At 72.5% G+C, this 23760-nt stretch carries 19 protein-coding genes; 4 read left to right on the top strand and 15 right to left on the bottom strand.

The genetic code is table 11. The features are described 5' to 3' along the window. Window positions 1-24: 24 nt before the first annotated feature. Entirely contained in the window at window positions 25-1467 is a 1443-nt protein-coding gene (locus tag AB0L89_RS05840; RefSeq protein WP_365134888.1) for a lipase maturation factor family protein, read from the top strand. Here AB0L89_RS05840 and AB0L89_RS05835 read toward each other — a convergent pair. From AB0L89_RS05835 to AB0L89_RS05800, 8 genes are read right to left on the bottom strand one after another with little or no spacing between them, the layout of a single operon-like run. Continuing rightward, window positions 1455-2348, bottom strand: a complete 894-nt coding sequence (locus tag AB0L89_RS05835) for an amidohydrolase family protein (protein ID WP_365134885.1) — start codon at window positions 2346-2348, stop codon at window positions 1455-1457. The genes AB0L89_RS05840 and AB0L89_RS05835 overlap by 13 nt on opposite strands. Next, window positions 2345-2659, bottom strand: coding sequence for an L-rhamnose mutarotase (locus tag AB0L89_RS05830; protein ID WP_365134882.1), 315 nt, complete (start codon window positions 2657-2659; stop codon window positions 2345-2347). Before AB0L89_RS05830 ends, AB0L89_RS05835 begins: the two co-directional genes overlap by 4 nt. Continuing rightward, window positions 2656-3669, bottom strand: a complete 1014-nt coding sequence (locus tag AB0L89_RS05825; protein ID WP_365134880.1) for an aldo/keto reductase — start codon at window positions 3667-3669, stop codon at window positions 2656-2658. The genes AB0L89_RS05830 and AB0L89_RS05825 overlap by 4 nt, the downstream gene beginning before the upstream one ends. Beyond that, on the bottom strand, window positions 3666-4436 hold the full coding sequence (locus tag AB0L89_RS05820) for an SDR family oxidoreductase (RefSeq protein ID WP_365134878.1): 771 nt from the start codon (window positions 4434-4436) through the stop codon (window positions 3666-3668). Before AB0L89_RS05820 ends, AB0L89_RS05825 begins: the two co-directional genes overlap by 4 nt. Beyond that, window positions 4433-5797 (bottom strand): L-fuconate dehydratase, encoded by a 1365-nt coding sequence (locus tag AB0L89_RS05815; protein ID WP_365134875.1) that lies wholly within the window; start codon window positions 5795-5797, stop codon window positions 4433-4435. The genes AB0L89_RS05820 and AB0L89_RS05815 overlap by 4 nt, the downstream gene beginning before the upstream one ends. Window positions 5798-5845: 48 nt before the next feature. Further along, window positions 5846-6889, bottom strand: coding sequence for an ABC transporter permease (locus AB0L89_RS05810; RefSeq protein WP_365134872.1), 1044 nt, complete (start codon window positions 6887-6889; stop codon window positions 5846-5848). Further along, window positions 6882-8498: a sugar ABC transporter ATP-binding protein gene (locus AB0L89_RS05805; RefSeq protein ID WP_365134869.1), complete on the bottom strand. Its 1617-nt coding sequence runs from the start codon at window positions 8496-8498 to the stop codon at window positions 6882-6884. Before AB0L89_RS05805 ends, AB0L89_RS05810 begins: the two co-directional genes overlap by 8 nt. Beyond that, window positions 8495-9577, bottom strand: coding sequence for a sugar ABC transporter substrate-binding protein (locus AB0L89_RS05800; protein WP_365134866.1), 1083 nt, complete (start codon window positions 9575-9577; stop codon window positions 8495-8497). Before AB0L89_RS05800 ends, AB0L89_RS05805 begins: the two co-directional genes overlap by 4 nt. Before the next feature lie 201 nt (window positions 9578-9778). On the opposite strand from AB0L89_RS05800, the gene AB0L89_RS05795 reads away from it, so the two are divergent. Further along, window positions 9779-10489: a FadR/GntR family transcriptional regulator gene (locus AB0L89_RS05795; RefSeq protein WP_365134863.1), complete on the top strand. Its 711-nt coding sequence runs from the start codon at window positions 9779-9781 to the stop codon at window positions 10487-10489. A 94-nt stretch (window positions 10490-10583) separates the two neighbouring features. After that, complete coding sequence (locus AB0L89_RS05790) at window positions 10584-11306, top strand: hypothetical protein (RefSeq protein WP_365134860.1); 723 nt, start codon at window positions 10584-10586, stop codon at window positions 11304-11306. Window positions 11307-11333: 27 nt separating this feature from the next. Here the strand turns inward: AB0L89_RS05790 and AB0L89_RS05785 are convergent, their stop codons facing one another. The 5 genes from AB0L89_RS05785 to AB0L89_RS05765 all read right to left on the bottom strand — a co-directional run bounded on the left by AB0L89_RS05785 (window position 11334) and on the right by AB0L89_RS05765 (window position 18968). Then, window positions 11334-14351 carry a glycoside hydrolase family 38 C-terminal domain-containing protein gene (locus AB0L89_RS05785; protein WP_365134858.1) on the bottom strand — a complete coding sequence of 1006 codons (3018 nt, stop codon included), beginning with the start codon at window positions 14349-14351 and terminating at the stop codon, window positions 11334-11336. Window positions 14352-14461: 110 nt separating this feature from the next. Next, window positions 14462-15727: a glycosyl hydrolase gene (locus AB0L89_RS05780; RefSeq protein ID WP_365134855.1), complete on the bottom strand. Its 1266-nt coding sequence runs from the start codon at window positions 15725-15727 to the stop codon at window positions 14462-14464. A gap of 63 nt (window positions 15728-15790) precedes the next feature. Then, on the bottom strand, window positions 15791-16612 hold the full coding sequence (locus tag AB0L89_RS05775) for a carbohydrate ABC transporter permease (RefSeq protein WP_365135589.1): 822 nt from the start codon (window positions 16610-16612) through the stop codon (window positions 15791-15793). 71 nt (window positions 16613-16683) lie between these two features. After that, window positions 16684-17652 carry a sugar ABC transporter permease gene (locus AB0L89_RS05770; RefSeq protein ID WP_365134852.1) on the bottom strand — a complete coding sequence of 323 codons (969 nt, stop codon included), beginning with the start codon at window positions 17650-17652 and terminating at the stop codon, window positions 16684-16686. Between the two features lie 20 nt (window positions 17653-17672). Further along, window positions 17673-18968, bottom strand: a complete 1296-nt coding sequence (locus AB0L89_RS05765) for a sugar ABC transporter substrate-binding protein (protein ID WP_365134849.1) — start codon at window positions 18966-18968, stop codon at window positions 17673-17675. Window positions 18969-19274: 306 nt separating this feature from the next. On the opposite strand from AB0L89_RS05765, the gene AB0L89_RS05760 reads away from it, so the two are divergent. Then, window positions 19275-20288, top strand: a complete 1014-nt coding sequence (locus AB0L89_RS05760; protein ID WP_365134846.1) for a LacI family DNA-binding transcriptional regulator — start codon at window positions 19275-19277, stop codon at window positions 20286-20288. Between the two features lie 30 nt (window positions 20289-20318). Here AB0L89_RS05760 and AB0L89_RS05755 read toward each other — a convergent pair whose 3' ends face one another. Together AB0L89_RS05755 and AB0L89_RS05750 are read right to left on the bottom strand one after the other, a co-directional pair. Beyond that, window positions 20319-22880: an ABC transporter permease gene (locus tag AB0L89_RS05755; RefSeq protein ID WP_365134843.1), complete on the bottom strand. Its 2562-nt coding sequence runs from the start codon at window positions 22878-22880 to the stop codon at window positions 20319-20321. Window positions 22881-22987: 107 nt separating this feature from the next. Then, window positions 22988-23716 carry an ABC transporter ATP-binding protein gene (locus AB0L89_RS05750; protein WP_365135586.1) on the bottom strand — a complete coding sequence of 243 codons (729 nt, stop codon included), beginning with the start codon at window positions 23714-23716 and terminating at the stop codon, window positions 22988-22990. Window positions 23717-23760 lie beyond the last annotated feature (44 nt).

Raw genomic sequence — 23760 nt, 5'->3', positions numbered from 1 at the left:
GTCACCCAGCGTCACAATGGAAGCGTGCAGTGGTTCACGGCGGACGCGTACGGGCTGAGCCGGCTGGTCTTCCAGCGGGTGCTGGCCGCCGTCTACCTCGTGGCGTTCCTGGGAGCCGCCCGCCAGTTCCGTGCGCTCATCGGGGAGCGCGGGATGCTGCCCGTGCCCCGGTACGTGGCACGGGTGCCGTTCCGGCGGGCGCCGAGCCTGTTCCAACTCCACTACTCCGACCGCTTCTTCGCGCTCTGCGCCTGGACGGGGTGCGCGGTCGCGGTGGCGCTGCTCGCCGGCGCGGACGGTCTGCTGCCGCTGTGGGGCGCCATGCTGCTCTGGCTGCTGCCCTGGGCTCTCTACCTCTCCATCGTGAACGTGGGGCAGGCGTGGTACGGCTTCGGCTGGGAGTCGCTGCTCCTGGAGGTGGGCTTCCTCGCGGTCTTCCTGGGAAACGACCGGGTGGCGCCGCCCGTGCTCGTGCTGTTCCTGCTGCGCTGGGTCCTCTTCCGCGTGGAGTTCGGCGCGGGGCTGATCAAGATGCGCGGGGACACCTGCTGGCGCCGCCTCACCTGCCTGTACTTCCACCATGAGACCCAGCCGATGCCGGGCCCGCTGAGCTGGTTCTTCCACCATCTGCCCAGGCCCCTGCACCGGGTGGAGGCGGGCGCCAACCACGTCACCCAACTCGCCGTGCCCTTCCTGCTGTTCACCCCGCAGCCGGTCGCGACCGGCGCCGCCTGCCTGATGATCGTGACGCAGCTGTGGCTGGTGCTCTCGGGCAACTTCGCCTGGCTGAACTGGCTCACCGTCGCCCTCGCGGTCTCCGCCCTGGACCTCTCCGCCCTGGACCTCGCCACCCGGCAGGCGGAGCCCGGCCACCCGGCGGCACCTCTCTGGTACGAGGTGGTGGTCGTCGCGGTCGCCGCGCTGCTGCTGGCGCTCGGCTACCGCCCGGTGCGCAACCTGCTGTCCCGGCGCCAGGTCATGAACCGCGCCTACGACCCACTCCACCTGGTCAACGCGTACGGGGCGTTCGGCAGCGTCGGCCGGGTCCGCCAGGAGATCGTCGTCGAGGGCACGGCGGATCCGGTGGCGCGCGAGGACTCCGACTGGCGGGCCTACGCGTTCAAGGGCAAGCCCGGCGACGTACGGCGGTGGCCGCGCCAGTTCGCGCCCTGTCATCTGCGGCTCGACTGGATGATGTGGTTCGCCGCGCTCTCCCCCGCCTACGCCAGACCGTGGTTCGGGCCCTTCGTGGAGCGCCTCCTCGACGGGGACCGCGACACGCTGCGCCTGCTGCGGAGCTCGCCGTTCCCGCCCGGGTCCCCGCCCGTGTACGTCCGCGCCAGGCTGTACCGCTACCGGTACACCACCTGGCGCGAGCTGCGCGCGACGGGAGCCTGCTGGGAGCGCACCTGCGTACGGGAGTTCCTGGCGCCGACCCGGCTCGCCCCGCCCGCTCAGCAGCGGTAGACGCGGCGGGCCGTGCCGCCGAACACCTCACCCCGCTCCGCCGTGTCCAGTTCCCGCGTCAACAGCCGTGCCACGTCCAGGACTTCGCCGTAGGTCGCGGCGAGCGTGCTGACGGGCCAGTCGGAGCCGTACATCAGCCGCCCGGGGCCGAAGGCCGCGAGGACGGTGTCCGCGTACGGCCGCAGGTCGTCCACCGTCCACGTCCGGTGATCGGCCTCGGTGACCATGCCGGACAGCTTGCAGACGGTGTTGGGGCGGGCGGCGAGCGCACGGACCGCCGACGCCCAGGGTTCCAGGGCACCGGTCGCGATCGGCGGCTTGCCCACGTGGTCGAGCACGAAGGTGAGTCCGGGCAGTTCCGCCGCCGCCTTCGCGCAGGCGGGCAGCTGGTGGGGCAGGACCACCAGGTCGTAGGCGAGACCCGCGGCGGCGAGTGCGGCCAGGCCCCTGCGGACGTCCGGGCGCAGCAGCCACTCCGGGTCCGGCTCGCCCTGCACCTGGTGCCGGATGCCCACCAGGTGCTCTCCGCCCGGGAGTTCACGGAGCCCGGCCAGTGCGTCGGCGACGTCCGGGCGGGTGAGGTCCACCCAGCCGACGACGCCCGCGACGAGGTCGCTGTCCGCCGCGAGGGCGAGGAACTCCGGCGTCTCCTCGGGGACGGTGACGGTCTGGACGAGGATCGTGGCGCCGACCCCGGCCGCGCGGGCCTCGGGCGCGAGGTCGGCCAGGGAGAAGTCCCTGCGGATCGGCGCGAGCGCCTCGCCGGTGATCCAGTCCTGGTCGCGCACCGAGAGGTCCCACACGTGGTGGTGGGCGTCGACCACCGGGCTGACCCGGTCGGCCCGCGCCCCGGCGGCTCCGGTACCCGCGGCCCCCGTCACGGCAGCTCCCAGACGACGGGCAGTCCGGCCTCCGCGCCCTCGGCGGAGTAGTCGTGGACGACGTCGAGGAGCTCCGCCATCCGCGCCTGCCAGGCGATGTTCACCGGCAACTGCTCCAGTTCGGCGAGCATCCTGGCGTAGTCCTCGCACTCCAGGACGTGGAAGAGATCGGTGCCGCTGCGCCAGATCGTCCAGGAGGTGGCGCCCGCCGCGCGGATCGCGGAGGTGAGCTCGGCGGGCACCTCGCGGTGCGCGGCGTCGTACTCCGCGGTCCGGTCCGCGCGGACCTTGGTGTGCAGGGCGATCCTCACGGGCGCTCCTCTCCGGCGAACGGCACCGGCACCTCGGGCGGCAGCAGCCCCTCCGCCCGCGCCTCGCGCCAGAAGTCGTCCGGCACCCGCGCGGCGAACTGCGCGGCCGCGTCGGTGACCTGGCCGGGAGCGCGGACCCCGACCAGCACGCTGGCCACGGCCGGATGGCCGAAGGGGAAGGCCAGCGCGGCGGCGCGCAGCGTCGTGCCGTGCCGCTCGGCCAGGGTCCGCAGCGCGCGGGCGCGGGCGAGGAGTGCGGGCGGGGCCTCGACGTAGTCGTAGCGGGCCCCCGGCCTGGGGTCGGCGAGCAGCCCGGAGTTGAAGACGCCGCCGATGACGATCGACGCGCCCCGCTCGCTCGCGGCAGGCAGCAGCCCGGCCAGAGCCTGGTGGTCGAGGAGCGTGTAGCGGCCCGCGCACAGCACGGCGTCGACGTCCGTGTCGCGGACGAAGCGGGTGAGCATCTCCGCCTGGTTCATGCCCGCGCCGATCGCGCCGACGACGCCCTCGGAGCGCAGCTTCTCCAGGGCCGGATAGCCCTCGCGGAAGGCTTCCTCGCCGTGGTTGTCGGGGTCGTGCAGGAAGACGACGTCGACGCGGTCGGTGCCGAGCCGGGTGAGGCTGGACTCCAGGGAGCGGCGTATGCCGTCCGCGCTGAAGTCCCAGATCCTGCGGTGCGTCCGCGGCACGGCGAAGCCGCCGTCGGCGAGGTCGTCGCCGCTGATCTCGTCGGCGGGCTCCAGGAGGCGCCCCACCTTCGTGGAGATGACGTACGAGGAGCGGTCCCGGCCGCGCAGCGCCTCGCCGAGGCGGCGCTCGGAGAGACCGAGGCCGTAGTGCGGGGCGGTGTCGAAGTAGCGGATGCCCGCGTCCCAGGCGTGGGCGAGGGCGGTGGCGGCGGCCTCGTCGGTGATCGGCGCGTAGAGGTTGCCGAGGCCGGCGGCGCCGAAGGACAGCTCGGTCACCTCGACGCCGCCGGGTCCCAGGGGGCGCCGCGCCAGGGCGTTCACCGGCCCACCGGCCGCAGCCGCAGGCCCTGCATGCCGCCGTCGACGGCGAGGGCGGTGCCGGTGGTGGCGCCGGAGAGCGGGCTCGCGAGGTAGGCGACGGCGCCCGCGACCTCGTCGGCGGTGACGAGCCGTCCGGTGGGCTGGCGGGCCTGGAGCGCGGCCCGTTCGGCGGCCGGGTCGGGGGCCGCGTCCAGGAGGCGGCCGACCCACGGGGTGTCGACGGTGCCGGGATTGACGCAGTTGACGCGGATGCCCTCGCGGACGTGGTCGGCGGCCATGGCGAGGGTGAGGGAGAGCACCGCTCCCTTCGACGCCGAGTACAGGGCGCGCTGCGGCAGGCCGGCGGTCGCGGCGATGGAGCAGGTGTTCACGATCGCCGCGCCCCCTTCGCCCGACGCGGCGGCGGCGCGCAGGTGCGGCAGGGCGGCGCGGGTCGTGCGGACGATCCCGAGGACGTTGACGTCCAGGACGGCGTGCCACTGGGCGTCGTCGTTGTCCTCGACGGTGCCCTGCGCGCCGATGCCCGCGTTGTTGACCAGGACGTCGAGTCCGCCGAGGTCGGCGGCGGCCGACGCGACGGCCTCCCGCACGGACGCGTCGTCGGTGACGTCGGCCGCGTATCCCCGCAGGGGCTTTTCCACGCCCCCGGGGTCGAGGTCGAGGACGGCCACCTCGGCGCCGCGTGCGGCGAGGAGCTCCGCGGTGGCCCGGCCGATGCCGGAGGCCCCGCCGGTGACCAGGGCCTTGCGCCCGTGGAAGTCGGTCATGCGGCTGCTCCCTTGTCCTGTGCGAGGCCCGGCGAAGGGGCCCCGGCGAGGTCGGCGGCCCAGAACGTGCCGCCCGGATAGGTGAACTCGGCGACGGACTCGGCCCGCATGGTCGCCGAGAAGCCGGGTGCGGTCGGGGCCCTGTAGTGGCCCGCGCGCATCACGACGGGGTCGGTGAAGTGCTCGTGGAGGTGGTCGACGTACTCGATGACGCGGTTCTCGGTGCTGCCCGCGAGCGCGACGTAGTCGAACATCGACAGGTGCTGGACCAGCTCGCACAGGCCGACGCCGCCCGCGTGCGGGCAGACGGGGACGCCGAACGCGGCGGCGAGCAGCAGGATCGCGAGGTTCTCGTTGACGCCGCCGACGCGGGCCGCGTCGATCTGGAGCACGTCGATGGCGCCCGCCTGGAGGAGCTGCTTGAAGACGATGCGGTTCTGGACGTGCTCGCCGGTGGCGACCTTGACCGGGGCGACGGCCGTGCGGATGGCGGCGTGGCCGAGGATGTCGTCGGGGCTCGTGGGCTCCTCGATCCAGTAGGGGTCGAACTCGGCGAGCGCCCGCGTCCAGCGGACCGCCTCGTCGACGTTCCAGCGCTGGTTGGCGTCGATCGCCATGCGGATGTCCGGGCCGATGGCCTCGCGGGCGGTGCGGCAGCGCCGGACGTCGTCCGCGAGGTCCGCGCCGACCTTCAGCTTGATCTGTGTGAAGCCGTCGGCGACGGCCTGGCGGGCGAGGCGGGTGAGCTTCTCGTCGCTGTAGCCGAGCCAGCCGGGCGAGGTGGTGTAGCCCGGGAAGCCGCGCTCCCGGAGCGCGGCCTCGCGCCCGGCGGCGCCCTCGCGGCCGGCCCGCAGCAGGGCGAGGGCGTCCTCGCGGGTGAGGGCGTCGGCGATGTAGCGGAAGTCGACCTGGGAGACGAGCCATTCGGGCGTGGCGTCGGCGAGGAACTGCCACAGGGGCTTGCCCGCCCGCTTGGCGGCGAGGTCCCAGACGGCGTTGACGACCGCGCCGATCGCCATGTGCATCACGCCCTTCTCGGGGCCGAGCCAGCGCAGCTGGCTGTCGCCGATCAGGTCGCGGTTGACGGTGCCGGGGTCGGCGCACAGCTCGTCGACGGAGCGGCCGAGGACGTGGTGGCGCAGCGACCGGATCGCGGCGACCTGGACGTCGTTGCCGCGCCCGATGGTGAAGGTGAAGCCGTGTCCCTCGAGTCCGTCGCCGGCGTCGGTGCGCAGCACCACGTAGGCGGCGGAGTAGTCGGGATCCGGGTTCATCGCGTCGGACCCGTCCAGTTCCCGCGAGGTCGGGAACCGTATGTCGTACGTGTCGACCGCGGTCACGCGGGCGGGAGTCGGGGACACGGGAGGCCTTTCCGGAAGGGTGCGGGGAAGCGGCGGGCCGGTGGCGGGTCAGTCCTGTGCGCGGCCGGTGGTGACGCGCGCGATCATCAGGGCGACCAGGATGATTCCGCCGTAGATGGCCTGGATCCAGAAGGACGGCACCTGGGCGAGCGTGAGCAGGTTCTGTACGACGCCGAGCAGCAGGACGCCGGTGAGGGCGCCGAACATGGTGCCCTTGCCGCCGTCGAGGCTGATGCCGCCGATGACCGCGGCCGCGAACACCGTGAAGATCATGTTCTGGCCCTGGTTGGCGTTGATCGCGCCGACGTACCCGGTCTGCATCAGACCGCCGACGGCGGCGAGGGCACCGGCGACCACGAACACGCCGAGCATGACGCGCTCGACGCGGATACCGGCGGCGCGCGCCGCGTCCGCGTTGCCGCCGATCGCGTACAGGGCACGCCCGACCCGGTGGTACTTGAGGACGAACCCCGCGACGCCGAAGGCGACGGCCGCGAGCCACACCGACAGCGGGATGGTCAGGAACGTCGAGGTGGCGAGGGTGTAGAAGGCGTCGGGCATGCCGAAGAGGGTCTTGCCCTCGGTCGCGCCGACGAGCAGGCCGCGCAGCACGATCAGCATGGCGAGCGTCACGATGAACGCGTTGAGCTTGAGCTTGACCACGAGGACGCCGTTGAAGGCGCCGATGGCCGCGCCGACGAGCAGGATCGCGAGGAGGCCCACGGCGGCGGGCAGGTCCGTGCCGAACCCGGCCTGTGCCGCGGGCAGCACGAGCAGCGCGCCGACGGCCGGCGCGATGCCGACGACGGACTCCAGGGACAGGTCGAACTTGCCGGTGATGAGCACGAGGGACTCGGCGAGGACGACCATCGCGAGCGCGGCGGACGCGCCGAGGATGGAGATGAGGTTCCGCTCGGTCAGGAAGGAGTCGTTGAGCAGGGCGCCGAGCAGCAGGAGCAGCAACAGGGCAGGGACGAGGGCGAGTTCGCGTGCGCGGCGCAGCAGCATGGACTTCGCCGAGCCCGAGGTCTGCTCCTGCCGCACGGGGGCGGTGGGTGTGGTGGCTGTCGCCGGGGCCTTGATGTCAGCCATGGTGGTCTCCTTGCTTCTCGGCTGCGGGCCCGTGGGGGTTGCTCGCGCAGTTCCCCGCGCCCCTGACGGGGCCCGTACCCACGCCCTCGATGGACGCGATCAGGTCGTGGTCGCGGAAACCCGCCGCGTGTTCCGCCACGATCCGCCCGTGGAAGAGGACCAGGACGCGGTCGCAGCGGCGCAGGTCGTCCAGTTCGTCGGAGACGACGAGCACGGCGGTGCCGTCCTCGCGGGCGTTGTCCACGCGGGCGAGCAGGGACTCCTTGGACTTCACGTCGACGCCCGCGGTGGGGTTGATCAGGACGAGCAGGCGCGGCTCCGAGGCGAGGGCGCGGGCCATGACGACCTTCTGGGCGTTGCCGCCGGAGAGGTCGGACACGGGCTGGTCGGGGCCCTCGGCGTGGATGTCGAGCCGGTCGATGAGCTCGCCGGCGAAGCGGCGCCTGGTGTCGGTGCCGAGGAAACCGTGGCGGCCGAGCCGGTCCAGGACGCTCATCGTCGCGTTGTCGCCGATGGACATGCCGAAGACCAGCCCCTGGTCGTGGCGGTCGCGCGGGACGCAGCCCACACCGGCCCGCAGAGCGGCGGTCACATCGCCGAACGGCAGCGCGCGGCCGTCGAGCCGGGCGCTGCCGGAGGTCGGTTTGTGCAGCCCCGCGAAGCTCTCCGCGAGGTTGATCTTGCCGCTGCCGCTGGATCCGGCGAGGCCGACGACCTCGCCCTCGCGCACGGTCAGGTCGATGTCGGCGTACGAGGCTCCGGACAGGCCCTCGACGTCGAGCACGACGGGGGCGTCGGCGGGGACCTCCGTGCGGGCGACGGCGCGCTCGGCCTCGGCCTGTTCGGCGATGACCTCGCCCGCCATGGCCTCGACCAGGGCGCCGCGCGGGAGTTCGGCGACGGGCGCGGTGGTGATCCAGCGGGCGTCGCGCAGCACGGTGACGGTCTGGCACACCTCGTACACCTCCTGGAGGTGGTGCGAGATGAAGAGGAAGGTGACGCCGGACTCCTGGAGGGTGCGCATGCGCGTGAAGAGGCGCTCGATCTCGCGGTTGTCGAGCTGCGCGGTCGGCTCGTCGAGGACGATGAAGCGGGCTCCGAAGCTCAACGCCCGTGCGATCTCCACCATTTGGCGGTCCTCGACCTTGAGGTCCGCGGTGCGGGCCTCGGGGTCGACGCGGACGTCCCAGATGTCGAGGACCCGCGCGGCCTCGGTGCGCAGCCTGCGCCAGCTGATGAAGCCGGAGCGCCCTTCGGGCTGCCGGTTGATGAAGAGGTTCTCGGCGACGGTCAGCTCGGGTACGACGGTGGGCTTCTGGTAGACGCAGGCCACCTTGCGGCGCCACGCGTCGCGGTCCGTGAGGGGCGGGGCGGGTTCGCCGTCGAAGCGGACGGTGCCCGCGTCCGGTGCCTGGAGGCCGGTGAGGACGGTGACGAGGGTGGACTTGCCCGCGCCGTTGCGGCCGACGAGGGCGTGGGACTCGCCGGGCAGGACGGTCAGGCGTCCGTCGCGCAGCGCGACGGTGGGTCCGTAGCGTTTGACGATGCCGGAGGCCTCGACGAGAGGGGCCGGGGCCGGGCCGTCCGCGGGGGGCTGGGTCGGCGTCATTTGACGGAATTGCCCCACAGCTCGGCGTCGTCGACGTTCTCCTTGGTGACCAGCGGGGCGGGCAGCTGGTCCTCCAGGATGCCGCTGGGCAGCTCGACGATGGTGGAGTCGTGGTCGGTGGGGCCCGGCTTGAACTTCTTCCCGTTCATCGCCGCCTTGATGTAGTACATGCCGTACTTGGCGTAGGCGTCGGCGGGCTGCGAGACGGTCGCGTCGATCTGGCCCTTGCGGATCGCGTCGAACTCCTGCGGGATGCCGTCGTTGGAGACGACGGAGATGTGGCCCTTCTGCCCGGCCTTCTTCAGCATCCCCTTGGACTTGAGGGTCTGGAGGGTGGGCGCGAGGTAGACACCGCCGGCCTGCAGGTAGATGCCCTTGAGGTCGGGGTGGGAGTTCAGGAGCGTGTCCAGCTTGGAGGCGGCGGTGTCGGACTCCCACTTGGCGGGGATCTCCAGGACCTTGAGCTTCGGGTACTTCTTCTTCACGCAGGAGCGGAAGGCCTGCGAGCGCTCGCGGCCGTTGACGGACGCGAGGTCGCCCATGATCTGCACGACCTTGCCGGCCTCGACCTGGCCGCCGAGGTAGTCGCAGGCCTTCTCGCCGTACGCGACGTTGTCGGCCCGCACGACCATCGCGACCTTGCCCTTTTCGGGCGCGACGTCGACGGCGACCACGGGGACGCCCTTGCGCTCGGCCTGGTCGAGGCCGGCGGATATCGCGGCGCTGTCGAGCGGCGCGACGACGAGCCCCTTCACGCCCTGGTTCAGCTGGTTGTTGATGTCGGTGATCTGCTGCGAGGGGTCGCTGTTGGAGTTGACGGTCTTCAGCGCGTCGACGTCCTCGGACTTCGCCATCTTCGGCACGTAGTCGTTGTACGACTGCCAGAACGGCGAGGTCAGCAGGGGCAGGATCACCCCCACCTTGCCCTCTCCGCCGCCTCCGGACCCGGGCGACGCGGCGTCCTTCGTACTGCCGCACGCGGCCAGCACGAGGGAGGCACAGGCGGCCGCGGCCGCGGCGCGCACCGCCCGCGAACTTCCCGTCCTGCTGGGCCTGTTGCGCACTTTCCTGCCGGCCATCTGACGGCTCCTCACCGAGCGGGGGCGAACGGGATCGGTTGGATCGAGCGGGGGCCCGAAGACCCGATGACGCGAATATTTATCAGACCACTTGCCGCCATCGACACCCCTCGTCGCCAACTTTTCGCGGTTTCCGGCCGTAGTGGTCCGACCACATCTCTGATTAGACTGCGGCGCACCCGGCCAGTGGAGGAGCGCTACGTGGACCAGCCAGACCAGTCCGCCCCGCAGAAGGGCACCGTGACGCAGCGGGCCATCGAACAGATCAAGGCGATGATCGGCGAGGGCCGCCTGGAGCCGGGCCAGCGCCTGCCCACCGAGCGGGACCTCGCCGCCCGACTGGGCATCTCACGCAGCTCGATGCGGGAGGCGATCCGCGCGCTCACGGTGCTCGGCGTCCTGGAGGCCCGGCACGGCTCCGGCATCTACGTCACGCAGCTGGAGGCGGGCGACCTCCTGGAGACCTTCGGGGTCGTCGCCGACCTCTCGCGCGGGCCGCGGCTCGTGGAGCTGCTCGAAGTGCGGCGGGTCCTGGAGTCGACGGCGACCGCGCTGGCCGCAGCGCGGATCTCACCGGACCAACTGGCCGACGTCGAGAAGCACCTGGAGGCGATGAACGCGACGGACGACCCCGAGGAGATCCTCGCGCACGACCTCGCGTTCCACCGCACGATCGCGCTGGCTGCGGGCAACGACACCATGGCGGCGATCCTGGAGGGCCTGTCCTCGCGGACGTTCCGCGCGCGGGTGTGGCGCGGCTATCAGGAGGAGGGCGCCTTCGAACGCACCCGCCGCGAGCACGCCCGCATCCACCGGGCGCTCGTCGCACGGGACCCGGAGGCGGCGCGGGCCGCGGCGGCGGCGCACGTGGGCGAGGTCGAGGAGTGGCTGCGGTCGCAGTTGGACGGGTGAGGGGGGGGCGGCACCGGACGGCGAGCGGCGCGGCCCGGCGACCACCGGGAAAATTCGGGCGACGGATGCCGGACGGCTCTGGCAGCATCACCGGGTGATCACCGACCCGCGCACCGCCTCGCACCTGTCCGCCGCCGTACGCAACAACGCCGAGTGGTGCGACGCCGTCTGCCGCTCCCATGGGGTGCCGGGCGCGGTCGAAGGAGGTGTGTGGGGCAGCCCTCGTCGTACTCCCCCGCTGTATCCCGACGCCGTGACGCTCGCGCCCGATGCCGCTCCCGAGGACGTCGTGGCACGCATCGACGTCGCGTCGCCGGGCGCCTCCGTCAAGGACAGCTTCGCGACCCTTGATCTCTCCGGGGCCGGCTTCGAGGTGCTCTTCGACGCGCAGTGGATCCACCGGCCCGCCGGGGAGCCGACCGCGCCCGCGCCCCGCTGGGAACCGCTCACCGGCGCCGACCGGCTGCCCGCCTGGGAAGCCGCCTGGGCCGGTGACGACGAGGACGGCGAGCCGCTCTTCCTGCCCCGGCTCCTCGACGACGGCGCGGTCTTCCTCGCGGGAACCGACGCGGGCCGCGTCACCGCGGGCGCCGTCGCCTACCCCGCCGCCGGAGCCGTCGGCGTCTCGAACCTCTTCGCCGCCGACGACGACCTCGACACCGCCTGGCGCTCCTGCCTGGCGGCCACGTCCCGCCTGTGGCCGGACCTGCCGGTCGTCGGGTACGAGGGCGGCGACGACCTGACGGCGGCGCTCCGCCAGGGGGTCACCCCCGTCGGCCCGCTGCGCGTTTGGCTGCGGACCGACGGGAGCGACTGACCGGGGCGCCTGACGACAGGCGGCCCGTCAGCCGCGCGTGAAGCGCAGCGTCACCAGCTCGAACGGACGCAGCGTCACCGTCACCGCGTCCTGCGCGAGCTCCGGCGCCGCCACCCCGTCGAGCGGCCGCTCCAGCAGGTCGGTCACCGCGACCGAACCCGCCGGGAACCCGGCCGTCAGCGTGGCCTTCGCCCGGCCGCCGCGCGACTCGTGGAAGCGGACGACCACGTCGCCGCTGCCGTCGTCGGCGAGCTTGACCGCGGTGACGACCACGGCGTCGTCGTCGACCGTGACCAGCGGCGCGACCTCCGAGCCGCCGGTCACCCGGCGCTCCGGCAGGTTGATCCGGTAGCCCTCGCGCACCGCGTCGCCGATCGCCGCGCCCGGCACCAGCGCGTGCCGGAAGCGGTGCACGCCCTGGTCGGTCTCCGGGTCGGGGAAGCGCGGGGCGCGCAGCAGGGAGACGCGGACCGTGGTGGTCGTGCCGGAGTCCTCGGCACGGACCGTGCGGGTCACGTCATGGCCGTACGTCGAGTCGTTGACGAGCGCGACGCCCCAGCCCGGCTCCTCGATGTGCACGAAGCGGTGGTTGCAGGCCTCGAACTTGGCGGCCTCCCAGCTGGTGTTGGTGTGCGTGGCGCGGTAGAAGTGCCCGAACTGCGTCTCCGACGCGTACCGCTCCGCGTGGACGTCCAGCGGGAAGGCGAGCTTGAGGAACTTCTCCGTCTCGTGCCAGTCGACCTCGGTGTCGATGTCCAGGCGCTGCGCGCCGGCCGCCAGCGAGATGACCTGGGTGAGCCGCGAGTCGCCGAAGGCGCGCACCACGCGCACCGAGGCGCCCTCACCCGGCTCGACGCTCTCGGCGTCGACGAGGTCGGTGACGGTGTTGCGGTAGAATTCGTCGACGTCCCACGCGTCCCACATGTTCGGGAAGTCGGCGTGGATCTGCGGCAGGTTCGCCGCCCGGCCCGGCGCGACGGTCTCGCGGTCGGCCACCAGGTCGTACGCGGAGACGACCAGGCCGCGCGCGTCGATCTCCACCCGCAGCAGACCGTTGTCGAGGACGTAGCCGCCCTCGGCGCGGGTGGCGATCGCCGACTGGCCGTCGATCGCGGCGGGGCGGGCGGCGCCCGCCGGGACACCGTCGCGGGTGTGCGGCGTGGAGTTGAACACCAGGGCGGTACTCCCCTCGCCCGCCAGCGCGCGCTGCGCCGTGTCGACGATGCCGGTCAGCTCCTGCGCGAGCGCCGCGTACGTGGCGCGGGCCTCGCGGTGCACCCAGGCGATGGACGAGCCGGGCAGGATGTCGTGGAACTGGTGGAGCAGCACCGTCTTCCAGATGCGGTCCAACTGCTCGTAGGGGTAAGTGAATTCAGCGCACCGGACGGCCGCGGTGGCCGCCCACAGCTCGGCCTCGCGCAGCAGGTGTTCGCTGCGGCGGTTGCCCTGCTTGGTGCCGGCCTGGCTGGTGAGCGTGGCGCGGTGCAGCTCCAGGTAGAGCTCCCCGACCCACACCGGCGGGTTCGGGTGCTCGGCCTCGGCCTTCTCGAAGAACTGCTCCGGCGTCTCCCACTGGACGGTCGCCGAGCCCTCCAGGTCCCGCAGGCGGGCGGCCTTGGCGATCATCTCGCGGGTGGTGCCGCCGCCTCCGTCGCCCCAGCCTGTGGGGGCCAGGGAGTGCCGGGCGACGCCCTTGTCCTTGAAGTTCTTCGCCGCGTGGGCGATCTCGCTGCCCTTCATCGAGCAGTTGTAGGTGTCGACGGGCGGGAAGTGCGTGAAGATGCGGGTGCCGTCGATGCCCTCCCAGTTGAAGGTGTGGTGCGGGAAGCGGTTGGTCTGCGACCACGAGATCTTCTGGGTGAGCAGCCACTTGGAGCCCGCCGCCTTGATGATCTGCGGCAGGCCGGCCGCGAAGCCGAAGGTGTCGGGCAGCCACGCCTCGTCGTTCTCCACGCCGAACTCGTCGAGGAAGAACCGCTTGCCGTGCACGAACTGACGGGCCATCGCCTCCGAGCCCGGCATGTTCGTGTCCGACTCGACCCACATGCCGCCCGTCGGCACGAACCGCCCGTCGGCGACGGCCTTCTTGACCTTCGCCCACACCTCGGGGCGGTGCTCCTTGATCCACGCCCACTGCTGCGCCTGCGACATGGCGAACACGAAGTCCGGCTCGTCCTCCAGGAGCGCGGTCATGTTGGAGGTCGTGCGCGCCACCTTGCGCACGGTCTCGCGCAGCGGCCACAGCCACGCGGAGTCGATGTGCGCGTGGCCGACGGCGCTGATGCGGTGCGCGGAGGGTTCGGCGGGGGTGGTGAGCACGCCTTCCAGCAGCGCCCGCGCGGCGGCGGCCGAGCCGTTCACGTCCTGGAGGTCGACGGCGTCCAGCGCGCGGCCGACGGCGCGCACGATGTCGTAGCGCCGGCCGGAGTCGGCGGGCAGCTCCTGCATCAGCTCGCCCAGTACTTCGAGGTCGATGACGAGCTGCCAGACGGTCTCGTCGAAGACGGCGAGGTCCATGCGCTCCAGCGTGTACTGGGGCTCGCTGCCCGCGGTCTCCTTGTCGCCCAGCTGCGTGGGCAGGAAGGGGTGGTAGTCGAGGATGACGGGGTTGGAGGCGGCCTCGACGTGCAGCCGCACCTCTTCGCCGCCCTCGGCGGGCGCGGCGATCCGCACCCACTGGTTGCGCGGGTTGAGGCCCTTCACCGGGGTGCCGTCGGGGCGGTAGACGAGGCCCTCGCACTGGAAGCCGGGCATGTTCTCGTCGAAGCCGAGGTCGAGGATCGCCTCGACGGTCTTCCCCGCCCACTCCTTCGGCACCGTCCCGGTCACCCGGAACCAGCTGGTGCCCCACGGCGCGCCCCACTTCTCGCCCACCGAGGTCGGCGCGGGCTCGGCGGCGAGGCCTTCGGCCACCGGGACGGGCTCGCCCGGCGCGTTCCACACCGCGACGTCGAGCGGCACGGAGGCGGGGTACACGGCGGGCCTGATGCGCTCGTCCAGAACGCGCTTGAGTCGGGCCTCGACCAGGGTGCGGTCGTCATGCATGAGGGGTCTCCCGGGTGGGTCGATCGGTGGAGGGGCACAATCCGGCCCCTCCGGCGTGTGAGGAGCGGGGTCCGGGGGCGGAGCCCCGTGGCGGGCGGCGGTCGGAGCGCCTACCCGACGTCCTGCGGCAGCAACACCTCTCGGATGCCCCGCGCGGCGAGATGCTCCGCGTCGGCGGCCCGGCTCGCGAGGACGGCCGTCGGCCGCACCCCGTCCGCCGCGAGGCGGGCGAACGCCTCGAAGAGCGCCCCGCCGGGGGCACACGCGGACCGCCGCGAGGGCGCGTCGTCCACGACCACCGCGGTGGTCCGGACCGCCGGCGCGTACTCCCGCCCGCGCCACTCCTCGGCGATCCGGGCGATCGCCGCCCCCGCCGGCTTGACCTTCCCGTCGTTGGTCAGCAGGCCGAGGCTGTACTCCAGGTCGGGGAAGTCCGCGAGGTCCCGCGAGACGTCGTGGGAGCACCACCACGTCACGCCCCACACGTCCTGGCAGTCGAGCGCGGCGGCGACCGTCTCCTCGGTGAACTCCGCCGCGTGTTCGGCGGGGATCAGGGGCGCGGGCGCGCCGACCTCCTGGAGCCAGACGGGCCTGCGCGGATCCTCGGCCCACGCCTTGGAGAGCTCGATGAGGTACGCGGCGTGCTGCCGCGTCGCCGTGCCGGTGCGCCCGTGGCGCTGGGCCGTGCCGTTGAACACCCACGAGTGCACGGCGGTCACTGCGCCGAGCCGTGCCGCCTGCGCGGGGGTGAACGGCTGGTCGTCCTGGTACCAGGCGGCGTCGTACTCGGCGTGCACGTGCAGCTTGCCGGGGGCGCCCTCCTCGCAGGCGGCGAGGACGGTCCGCAGCCAGCCGTCCGCCTGGTCCTCGGTGATGCGGTCCGGGTCGGGGTGCGGGCCCGCCGAGAACTGGTTGATCTCGTTGCCGATGGTCATGCCGATGAAGTTCGGCCGGTCGGCGAGCGCGGCGGCGAGCGTGCGCAGATAGGCGGCCTGTCCCGAGACCACGTCGGGGTCGGTGAAGAGGTTCCGCCGGTGCCAGGTCTGCGTCCACGCGGGCAGGAAGTCGAAGCTGGACAGATGGCCCTGGAGGCCGTCGACGTTGACGTCCAGGCCCCGCTCGGCGGCGGCGTCGGCGAGCTGGACGAGCTGGTCGACGGCGCGCGGGCGGATCAGGGTGCGGTTGGGCTGGAAGTACGGCCAGATCGGGAAGACCCGGATGTGGTCGAGGCCGAGCGCGGCGATCGCGTCGAGGTCGGCGCGTACGGCGTCGAGGTCGAAGTCGAGCCAGTGGTGGAACCACCCGTGCGCGGGCGTGTAGTTGGCGCCGAAGCGCGGCGTGCCGGACGGGGCGGGGGAAGGCGGTGCGGAAGGCAATGAGGATCCTGGTTCTGGAGGAGACGAACGGGGTCGGCCCTGTTCCGGGGGGGGCGAACGGGGTCAGCCCTTGATCGCGCCTTCGCCGACGCCACGGAAGAAGTACCGCTGGAGACAGGCGAAGAGGGCGATCAGCGGGAGCACGGCGATGACCGTGCCCGCGGCGACGAGGCGCTCGTCGTTGGCGAACGTGCCGTGCAGGTAGTTCAGGCCGATGGTGAGCGTGAACCGGTCCGGGTCGCTCAGCACGATCAGCGGCCACAGGAAGTCGTCCCAGGCGCCCATGAACGCGAAGATCGCGACGACCGCGAGGGTGCCCTTGACCGCGGGCACCGCGATGCGCGCGAACCGCTGCCAGACGTTGGCGCCGTCGACGAACGCGGCCTCCTCGATCTCGTAGGGCACGTTTAGGAAGGCGTTGCGCATCAGCAGGACGTTGAGCGCGGAGATGCACCCGGGCAGCAGCACCCCGATGAGGGTGTTGTTCAGGCCGAGCTCACGCATGGTCGTGAACTGGGCGATGATGATGCCCTCGACGGGCACCAGCATGGCAAGGACGAAGACGATGGTGGCCGCCCTGCGGCCGCGGTAGCGCAGGCGCGCCAGGGCGTATCCGGCGAGGGTCGCGCCGACGCAGTTGGTGACGACGTTGGCGGCGGCCACCTTCAGGGAGTTGAGCGCGTAGTCCCAGACGGGGATGGTGTCGGCGACGCGCTCGTAGTTGTGGAGGGTCGGGTCGGAGGGCAGGAACTTCGGCGGGGAGCTGAAGATGTTCTCGTGCGGGCCCTTCAGGGACGTGGAGAGCTGCCAGAGGAACGGGCCGATCATCAGCGCCAGTACGGCGAGCAGGAGGCCGTAGCGCAGGACGATCTCCCACACGGGCATCCGGCGGCCGTTCTCGTCGGTGGCGCGCGGCCGGCGCCGGGACTTCGTCTCTGCCGCGTGGTCGGTGGCGCTCACGCGTCCTCCTTCCGGTCCGCCCGCAGCACGAGCAGCATCAGCGCGACGGTGATGACGAAGACGACGACCGAGATGGCCGAGGCGTAGCCCACCCGCCCGGTCAGTCCGGTGCCGACGCGCTGCACCAGCATCACGAGCGTGGTGTCCTCTCCTGCCGGGCCGCCGGTGGGGCCCGCCATCAGGTACACCTCGGAGAACACCTTGAAGGCGGCGACCGAGGAGAGCGCGGCGACGAGGACCATGGTGGAGCGCACGGCGGGCACGGTGACGGAGAAGAAGCGGCGCACCGCTCCCGCGCCGTCGACCGCCGCCGCCTCGTGGAGCTCGCGCGGCACGTTGGCGAGCGCCGCGAGATAAATGATCATGTAGTAGCCGAGCCCCTTCCAGACCGTGACGGCCATGGCGCTGAACAGCAGCAGCCACTCGTCGCTGAGGAAGCCGACCTTGCCGACGCCGACGGCCTCCAGGACCGCGTTGACCAGGCCCCGCTCGTCGAGCATCCACACCCAGATCAGTCCGACGACGACGATCGAGGCGACCACCGGGGTGTAGAAGGCGGACCGGAAGAAGGTGATGCCGGGGATGTGCTTCTGGACGAGCAGCGCGAGCAGCAGCGGCAGCAGGACGAGCGCGGGGACGACCCCCACGACGTACAGGACGCTGTTGCGCAGTCCGATCCAGAACATCTCGTCGTGCCACAGCTCACGGAAGTTGTCGAAGCCGACGAACTTCCCCTCGACCAGCGTGCGTTTGTCGGTGAAGGAGTTGATGAGCGTGCTGACGAACGGATAGAGGATGAAGACGCCGACGATCGCGAGGCCCGGCGCGGCGAACAGCCAGGGGCTGGTGGGCAGTTGACGCCGGATGCGGCGACCGCCGCGCGCCTCGGGAGCGGACTCGCGGGGCACGGGGCGCGGCGTGGACACGTCGGACGGGGCGGCCTTGGCGGCGCTGGGGCTCTTCATGGTCGTACGGGTCCCTGGCCTCAGCTCGTCTGGAGCAGCCGGTCGCAGCTCTTGACAGCGTTGTCAAGTGCTTCCTTGGGGCTTTCCTTGCCCTGGAGCGCCCTGGCGACGGCGTTGCGCAGCTCGACCTTCATCTGCTCGCTGAAGAGCACGGGCGTGTAGTTCACTGCGGTCTTGATGGACTTGGCTGCGGCGACGCGCACCCGGGTCTCCTCCTTGCCGTCCTGCTTGGTGAAGTACGGGTCGTCCAGGGAGCCCTGCGTGCTCGGGAAGATCGCGACCTTCTTGGCGAACTCCATCTGGTGCTGGGCGTCGGTGACGAAGTGCGCGAAGGCGACGGCGGCCGGCGTCTGCTTGGTGCGGGCGTTCACCATCACGCCCATCACGTACATGTTGTCCTTGCCGGTGCTGCTGATCTGCGGGGTGATGCCGATGTTCTTGTAGAGCGAGGGCGCGTCCTTCTTGAACCGCTCCAGGTCCAGGGCGCTGCCGGGGTTCATGGCCACGGCCTCGGTGAGGAACTTCTTGCCCGTCGACTCGGGCGTCGCGGTCAGCGCCTGCCCGTCGAGCGCCTTGGCGTCGTACAACTTCTTGTACTCGGTGAGGAGTTCGACGCCCTTCGCGTCGTTGAACGTGAAGCCGGTGCCCTCCTTGTTCATCAGGGGCACGCCGTAGCGGCCGAAGTCCTCGATGGCGGGGACGTTGGCGAGCGTGGCCGTCTTGCCGCCGCTCTTCTTCGCCAACTTCATGGACTGGTCGAAGAGTTCGTCGTACGTCTTGGGCGGCTTGTTCTCGTCCAGGCCGGCGTCCTTGAACAGCCGCTTGTTGTAGAAGAGCGGCCCGGTGTTCAGGTACCAGGGGAAGGCGTACGTGCCGTCCATGCCCGGTATCCGGTGGCTCTTCCAGGCCCCGGGCAGGTACTCCTTCTCGTACTTGCCCGCGGCCTTGTCGAGGTCGAGGGCGAGGCCCGCCTTCGCGAGCGGGGCGACGAGGTCGGGCGAGACGTTCACGACGTCGGGGAGCGTGCCCGCGGCGGCGTCGGCGCTGATCTTGTCGGCGTAGCCCTCGCCGGGCTGGTCGATCCAGTTCACCTCGGTGCCGGGGTACTTCTTCTCGAACGCGTCGACGACGCCCTCGAAGTAGTCCTTGAAGTTGGCCTTCAGGTTCCAGGTCTGGAAGGTGATCTTGCCTTCGATCTTCCCGGAGGCGTCCGTGGAGCCGCCGTCACCGCCGTCGCCACAGGCGCTCAACGGCAGCAGGACGGCGAGGACGGCGCCTGCGGCGACCGCTCTGCGGGAGATGCGGGAGATACGCACGGTGAAACGGCTCCTTTGCTCGGCCCAGCGTGAGGCGGCGGTGACTGCGGCCGTCCGAGCCGGGGCAATCCACGCCGAGGCAGACCCTGCACGCAACGGCGATTAAAAGTCAATGGATTGGCTCGGATCGATATCTGTGATCGCCCGATCACGCCAGTAACATCCCAGCTCAGAAAGGTGTGTTGCGGGTCTTGCGGCAAACGACTAATGCGCTTTAGAGTCAGCCCGCTCAAGCGCATTAGTACACGGGCGCCAGGAAAGGGGCATCGGGTGCAAGGCAAGCGGTCACCGGCGCGCAGACCCACCATGAAGGACATCGCGCGCCGCGCCGGGGTCTCCGAGAGCGCCGTCTCGTTCGCGCTCAACGACCGGCCCGGCGTCTCCGCCATCACCCGCGACCGGGTGCGCAGGGTCGCCGAGCAACTGGGCTGGCGGCCCAGCACGGCGGCGCGCGCCCTGTCCGGCGAGGGCTCGGCGACGGTAGGCCTGGTGGTGGCGCGCCCGGCGGCGACGCTGGGCGTCGACTCGTTCTTCCTCCAGCTGATCTCGGGCATCCAGGAGGTCCTGGCGGAGCGGCACTTGGGGCTGCTGTTCCAGGTGGTCGAGGACGTGACGGCCGAGTGCGCGGTCTACCGCCGCTGGTGGGCCGAGCACCGGGTGGACGGCGTCCTGGTCGTCGACCCGCGCACGGACGATCCCCGGCCCGCGCTCCTGGACGAGCTGGGCCTGCCCGCCGTGGTGACCGGCGGCGTGCCCGACCCCGAGGCGGAACACCCGGGACTGTCCACGGTGTGGGCGGACGACGCGGGCGCGATGGCCTCGGTCGTGGGGCATCTGCACGCACTCGGACACCGGCGCATCGTGCACGTCGCGGGCCTCGAAGGTCTCGCGCACACCGAGCGCCGCATCCGCACCCTGCACGCCGAGGCGGCGAGCCGCGGCCTGTCCGGGGTGCGTTCGGTGCCGACGGACTACTCGGACACGGAGGGCGCCGCAGCGACCCGGCGGGTCCTGCGGTCCGCGGAGCCGCCGACGGCGCTCGTCTACGACAACGACGTGATGGCCGTGGCCGGCATCGCCGCCGCGACCTCCCTGGGCTTCACGGTCCCCGACGACATCTCGGTCGTCGCCTGGGAGGACTCGGCACTGTGCCGCATGGTGCACCCGTGGCTGACGGCGCTCTCCCGGGACACCGTCTCCTTCGGCCGCACCGCGGCCCGGGAACTGCTCGCCCTCCTGGACGACGGACCCGCGGCAACGGTCCAGGTGCCGTTGCCGCGGCTCATCGAACGGGAGAGCACCGGGCCGGTCCGGGGCTGAGCCGCCGCCCGCCCCGGGCAAATCCGGGCGTCACGCCTCCTTGGCGGCCTCCAGCGGACCCAGCGCCGCCGCCCTGCGCGCCGGGACCGCGGCCGCGACCGCGCCGATCGCCAGGGAGGAAAAGCACACCAGGAGCAGCGTCCCCCAGGGCAGTGCCAACGAGTACTGCTCGATCGCGCCGTTGGCGAGCGAGCCGACCGCCCAGGCACCGCACAGCCCGCCCGCGAGGCCGAGCAGGGTGCCGAAGGCGGCGACGCCCAGCGCTTCCAGCCGGATCATCCGGCGGACACCCGCGCGGTCCATGCCGAGGGCCCGCAGCGCGCCGATCTCGCGGGTGCGTTCGGCGACCGACATGGCCAGGGTGTTCGCGATGCCCAGGGCGCCGATCACGGCTCCGACGGCGAGCAGTCCGTACATCACCTTCAGCAGCTCGCCCACGGTTCCGGCGGCCTCGTCGACGAGTTGGGCCCGGTCCCGCACCGTCACCAGCGGGCTGGCGCCGACGGCCGCGCGCAGGCCGTCCTCGACGCCCCTGCCGGTCGCGCCGCCTTCGGTGCGGACGAGGACGCGCTGCACGGAGTCGCGCAGGAAGCTGTCCCGCTGTACGTCGCTCCGGGCGCCCAGCGCGTCGTGGGCGACGGGGTTGTCCCGGTAGACGCCCGCCACCATGTACCGGGTGAACTCCTGGTTCCGGCCGATGCGGGCGTTGAGACGGTCGCCCGCGCGCACGCCGTTCTCCCGGGCGACAGTGCTGGAGACGGCGATGCGTCCCGGCCCGAGGTCCCGTACGGATCCGCTGGTGAACTCCAGGTGCATCACGTCGCCCACGGTGTCGGGGTCGACGCCGGAGATCTCCCGCACCCCTCCGCCGACGAACAAAGTGGAGTCGGCGACGGCCGTCGCGGTGCGCACCCCGGAGACGTCGGCCACCCGGCGCGCGGCGGCCGGGTCGATGCCGGTCATGGTGGAGCGCGTGCCGATCACGTAGTCGGCGCCGAGCCCGGCGGCGGCCTGCCGGTCGAGGGCCTGCCCGGTGGAGTGGCCGATGACGGCGAGCCCGCCGACCAGCGCGGTGCTGACCAGCAGGGTGGCGGCGGTGGCCGCGGTGCGCCGCGGGTCGCGCAGCGCGTTGTCCCGGGCCAGCCGCCCGCTGACGCCGAAGCGGCCGGTCAGCCGTCCGGTCAGGCGCAGCACCGGAGGGACGAGCAGCGGCCCGAGCACGATCAGGGCGGCGACGAGGAGACCGCAACCGGCCATCGCGGTCCGCAGGTTCTCCTCCGAGGCGTCCTCGGCCCCCGTCAGCGGGATCAGCAGGCCCGCGCCGAGGGCGAGGAGACCGAGGCCCGCGGCGCCGCGGAGCCGCGACCGGGTGACGGGCGGCGGCTGTTCGGCCGTGCGCATCGCCTCGACCGGTGCGATCCTCGCCGCCCTGCGGGACGGCAGCCACGCGGCGAGCACGGTGACGCCGACGCCCACGAAGAGCGCCGCGAGGACGGAGTCCGGCCCGATCACCAGGGGCCCCCGCGGCAGCGGCGTCCCGCCGGCGCCCAGGACGTCGGGCAGGACGGCGGCCACGCCGAGGCCGAGCAGGAAGCCGGCCGCCGACGCGACGAGACCGACCAGGCCCGCCTCCAGGAGGACGGAGCGCGCCACTTGGCGGCGCGAGGCGCCGATCGCCCGCAGCAGCGCGATCTCGCGGGTGCGCCGCGCGACGAGCATCGTGAACGTGTTGACGATCAGGAACGAGCCGATGAACAGGGCCACTCCGGCGAACACCATCGGCAGCTTCTCGTACCCCCGCGTCAGGGTGTCCACGAGGATCGCCTGCTGGGCGGCCTGCGCGGTGCCGGTGGTGGCCTCGGCGCGCCCGGCGGGAAGCACGTCGGTGACCCGGCGGGCCAGCGCGGCCGGGTCGGTGCCCGGTGCGGCGGAGAGGTCGATGCCGGTGTAGTGGCCCGGGGACGCGAACAGCTTCTGCGCGGTGGCCCGGTGGAACACCACGAGGGTGCCGCCCGCGGTGACGCGGGTGTCGTCGGTGGCGACGGTGCCGACAAGACGCTTGGTCATGACGGGTCCCTCGGTGACCAGCGTGACCGTGTCGCCGATGCTCAGGCGGCCCGCCGCGGCCGTACCGGCGTCGAGGGCGACTTCGTCGGCGTTCCGCGGGGCGCGGCCCTCGGTGAGCGGGTGGCGGCTGTCCTTGCCGTCCTTGCCCGGTACGTAGGACGCGGCGAGGTTCGCGCCGGTCCTGACCCGCAGCGGGGTGCCGTCCGCCGCGTTCAGGACGGCCGAGCCGTCGGCGGACGGCCGGACGGCGGCGACGCCGGGTACGGCGGCGAGCCTGCGGACGAGCGCGTCGTCGAGCGCCCCGTGCCGTGCCTCGGCGGGTGGACCGGACGGGGACTCCTTCGCGGTCACGGTGACCGCGATGCCGGCGAAGTCCTTGGACGCGGCGGCCCGGTGGGCCGCCGCGGTGGAGTCGGCGAAGACGAGGGTGCCGCTGACGAAGGCGACGCCCAGGCAGACCGCGAGGACGGTCATCGCCTGACGGGCTCGGTGCGCGAGGAGGTTGCGCAGGGCGGTACGGAACATGGGGTTCTGATCAGTCCTCGGTGCGGAGGCGCCCGGGGGCGCGACGGCGGGGTGGCGGCGGGCGTGTCAGGGGCGGGCGCGGCGGCGGGCGCGGTGCTCCGCGCGCCTCACGGGGCCGTCGTGTCGAGGCGCTTCATGCGGTCGAGGACCGCGTCGGCCGTCGGTGAGTGCAGCTCGTCGACGATCCGGCCGTCGGCCAGGAACACCACCCGGTCCGCGTACGCCGCCGCGACCGGGTCGTGGGTGACCATGACGACCGTCTGGCCGAGCGCACGCACGGAGTCGCGCAGGAAGCCGAGGACCTCGGCCCCGGCACGCGAGTCGAGGTTGCCGGTGGGCTCGTCGCCGAAGACGATCGCGGGCCGGGCGGCCAGGGCGCGGGCCACCGCGACGCGCTGCTGCTGCCCGCCGGACAGCTGGGCGGGCCGGTGACCGAGGCGCTCGGCGAGACCGACCATGGAGATCACCCGCTCCAGCCACTCCCGGTCGGGACGGCGCCCCGCGATCGTCAGGGGCAGCGTGATGTTCTCCAGGGCCGTCAGCGTCGGCAGCAGGTTGAACGACTGGAAGACGAAGCCGATCCGGTCGCGCCGCAGCTGCGTGAGCTGCCGGTCACCGAGGGCGGCGAGTTCGGTGGTGCCGACGCGCACGGACCCGGAGGTGGGCGCGTCGAGCCCGGCGACGCAGTGCATCAGCGTCGACTTGCCGCAGCCGGAGGGCCCCATGATCGCGGTGAACTCGCCCTCGCGGAAGCCGATGCTGACCCGGTCCAGGGCGATCACCCGCGTGTCGCCGCTTCCGTAGACCTTCGAGAGGTCGGTGGCGGCGGCCGCGATGCCGAGGGTGGGGCGCGGCGCGTACGGGGCAAGGGGGTCGGCGG

Origin of the sequence: Streptomyces sp. NPDC052114 (genome assembly GCF_040680155.1) — a bacterium.
In the GTDB taxonomy this organism is placed as follows: Bacteria; Actinomycetota; Actinomycetes; order Streptomycetales; family Streptomycetaceae; genus Streptomyces.
The sequence above is the reverse complement of the archived record's forward strand: the minus strand, read 5'-3'. Positions and strand labels throughout refer to the sequence as shown.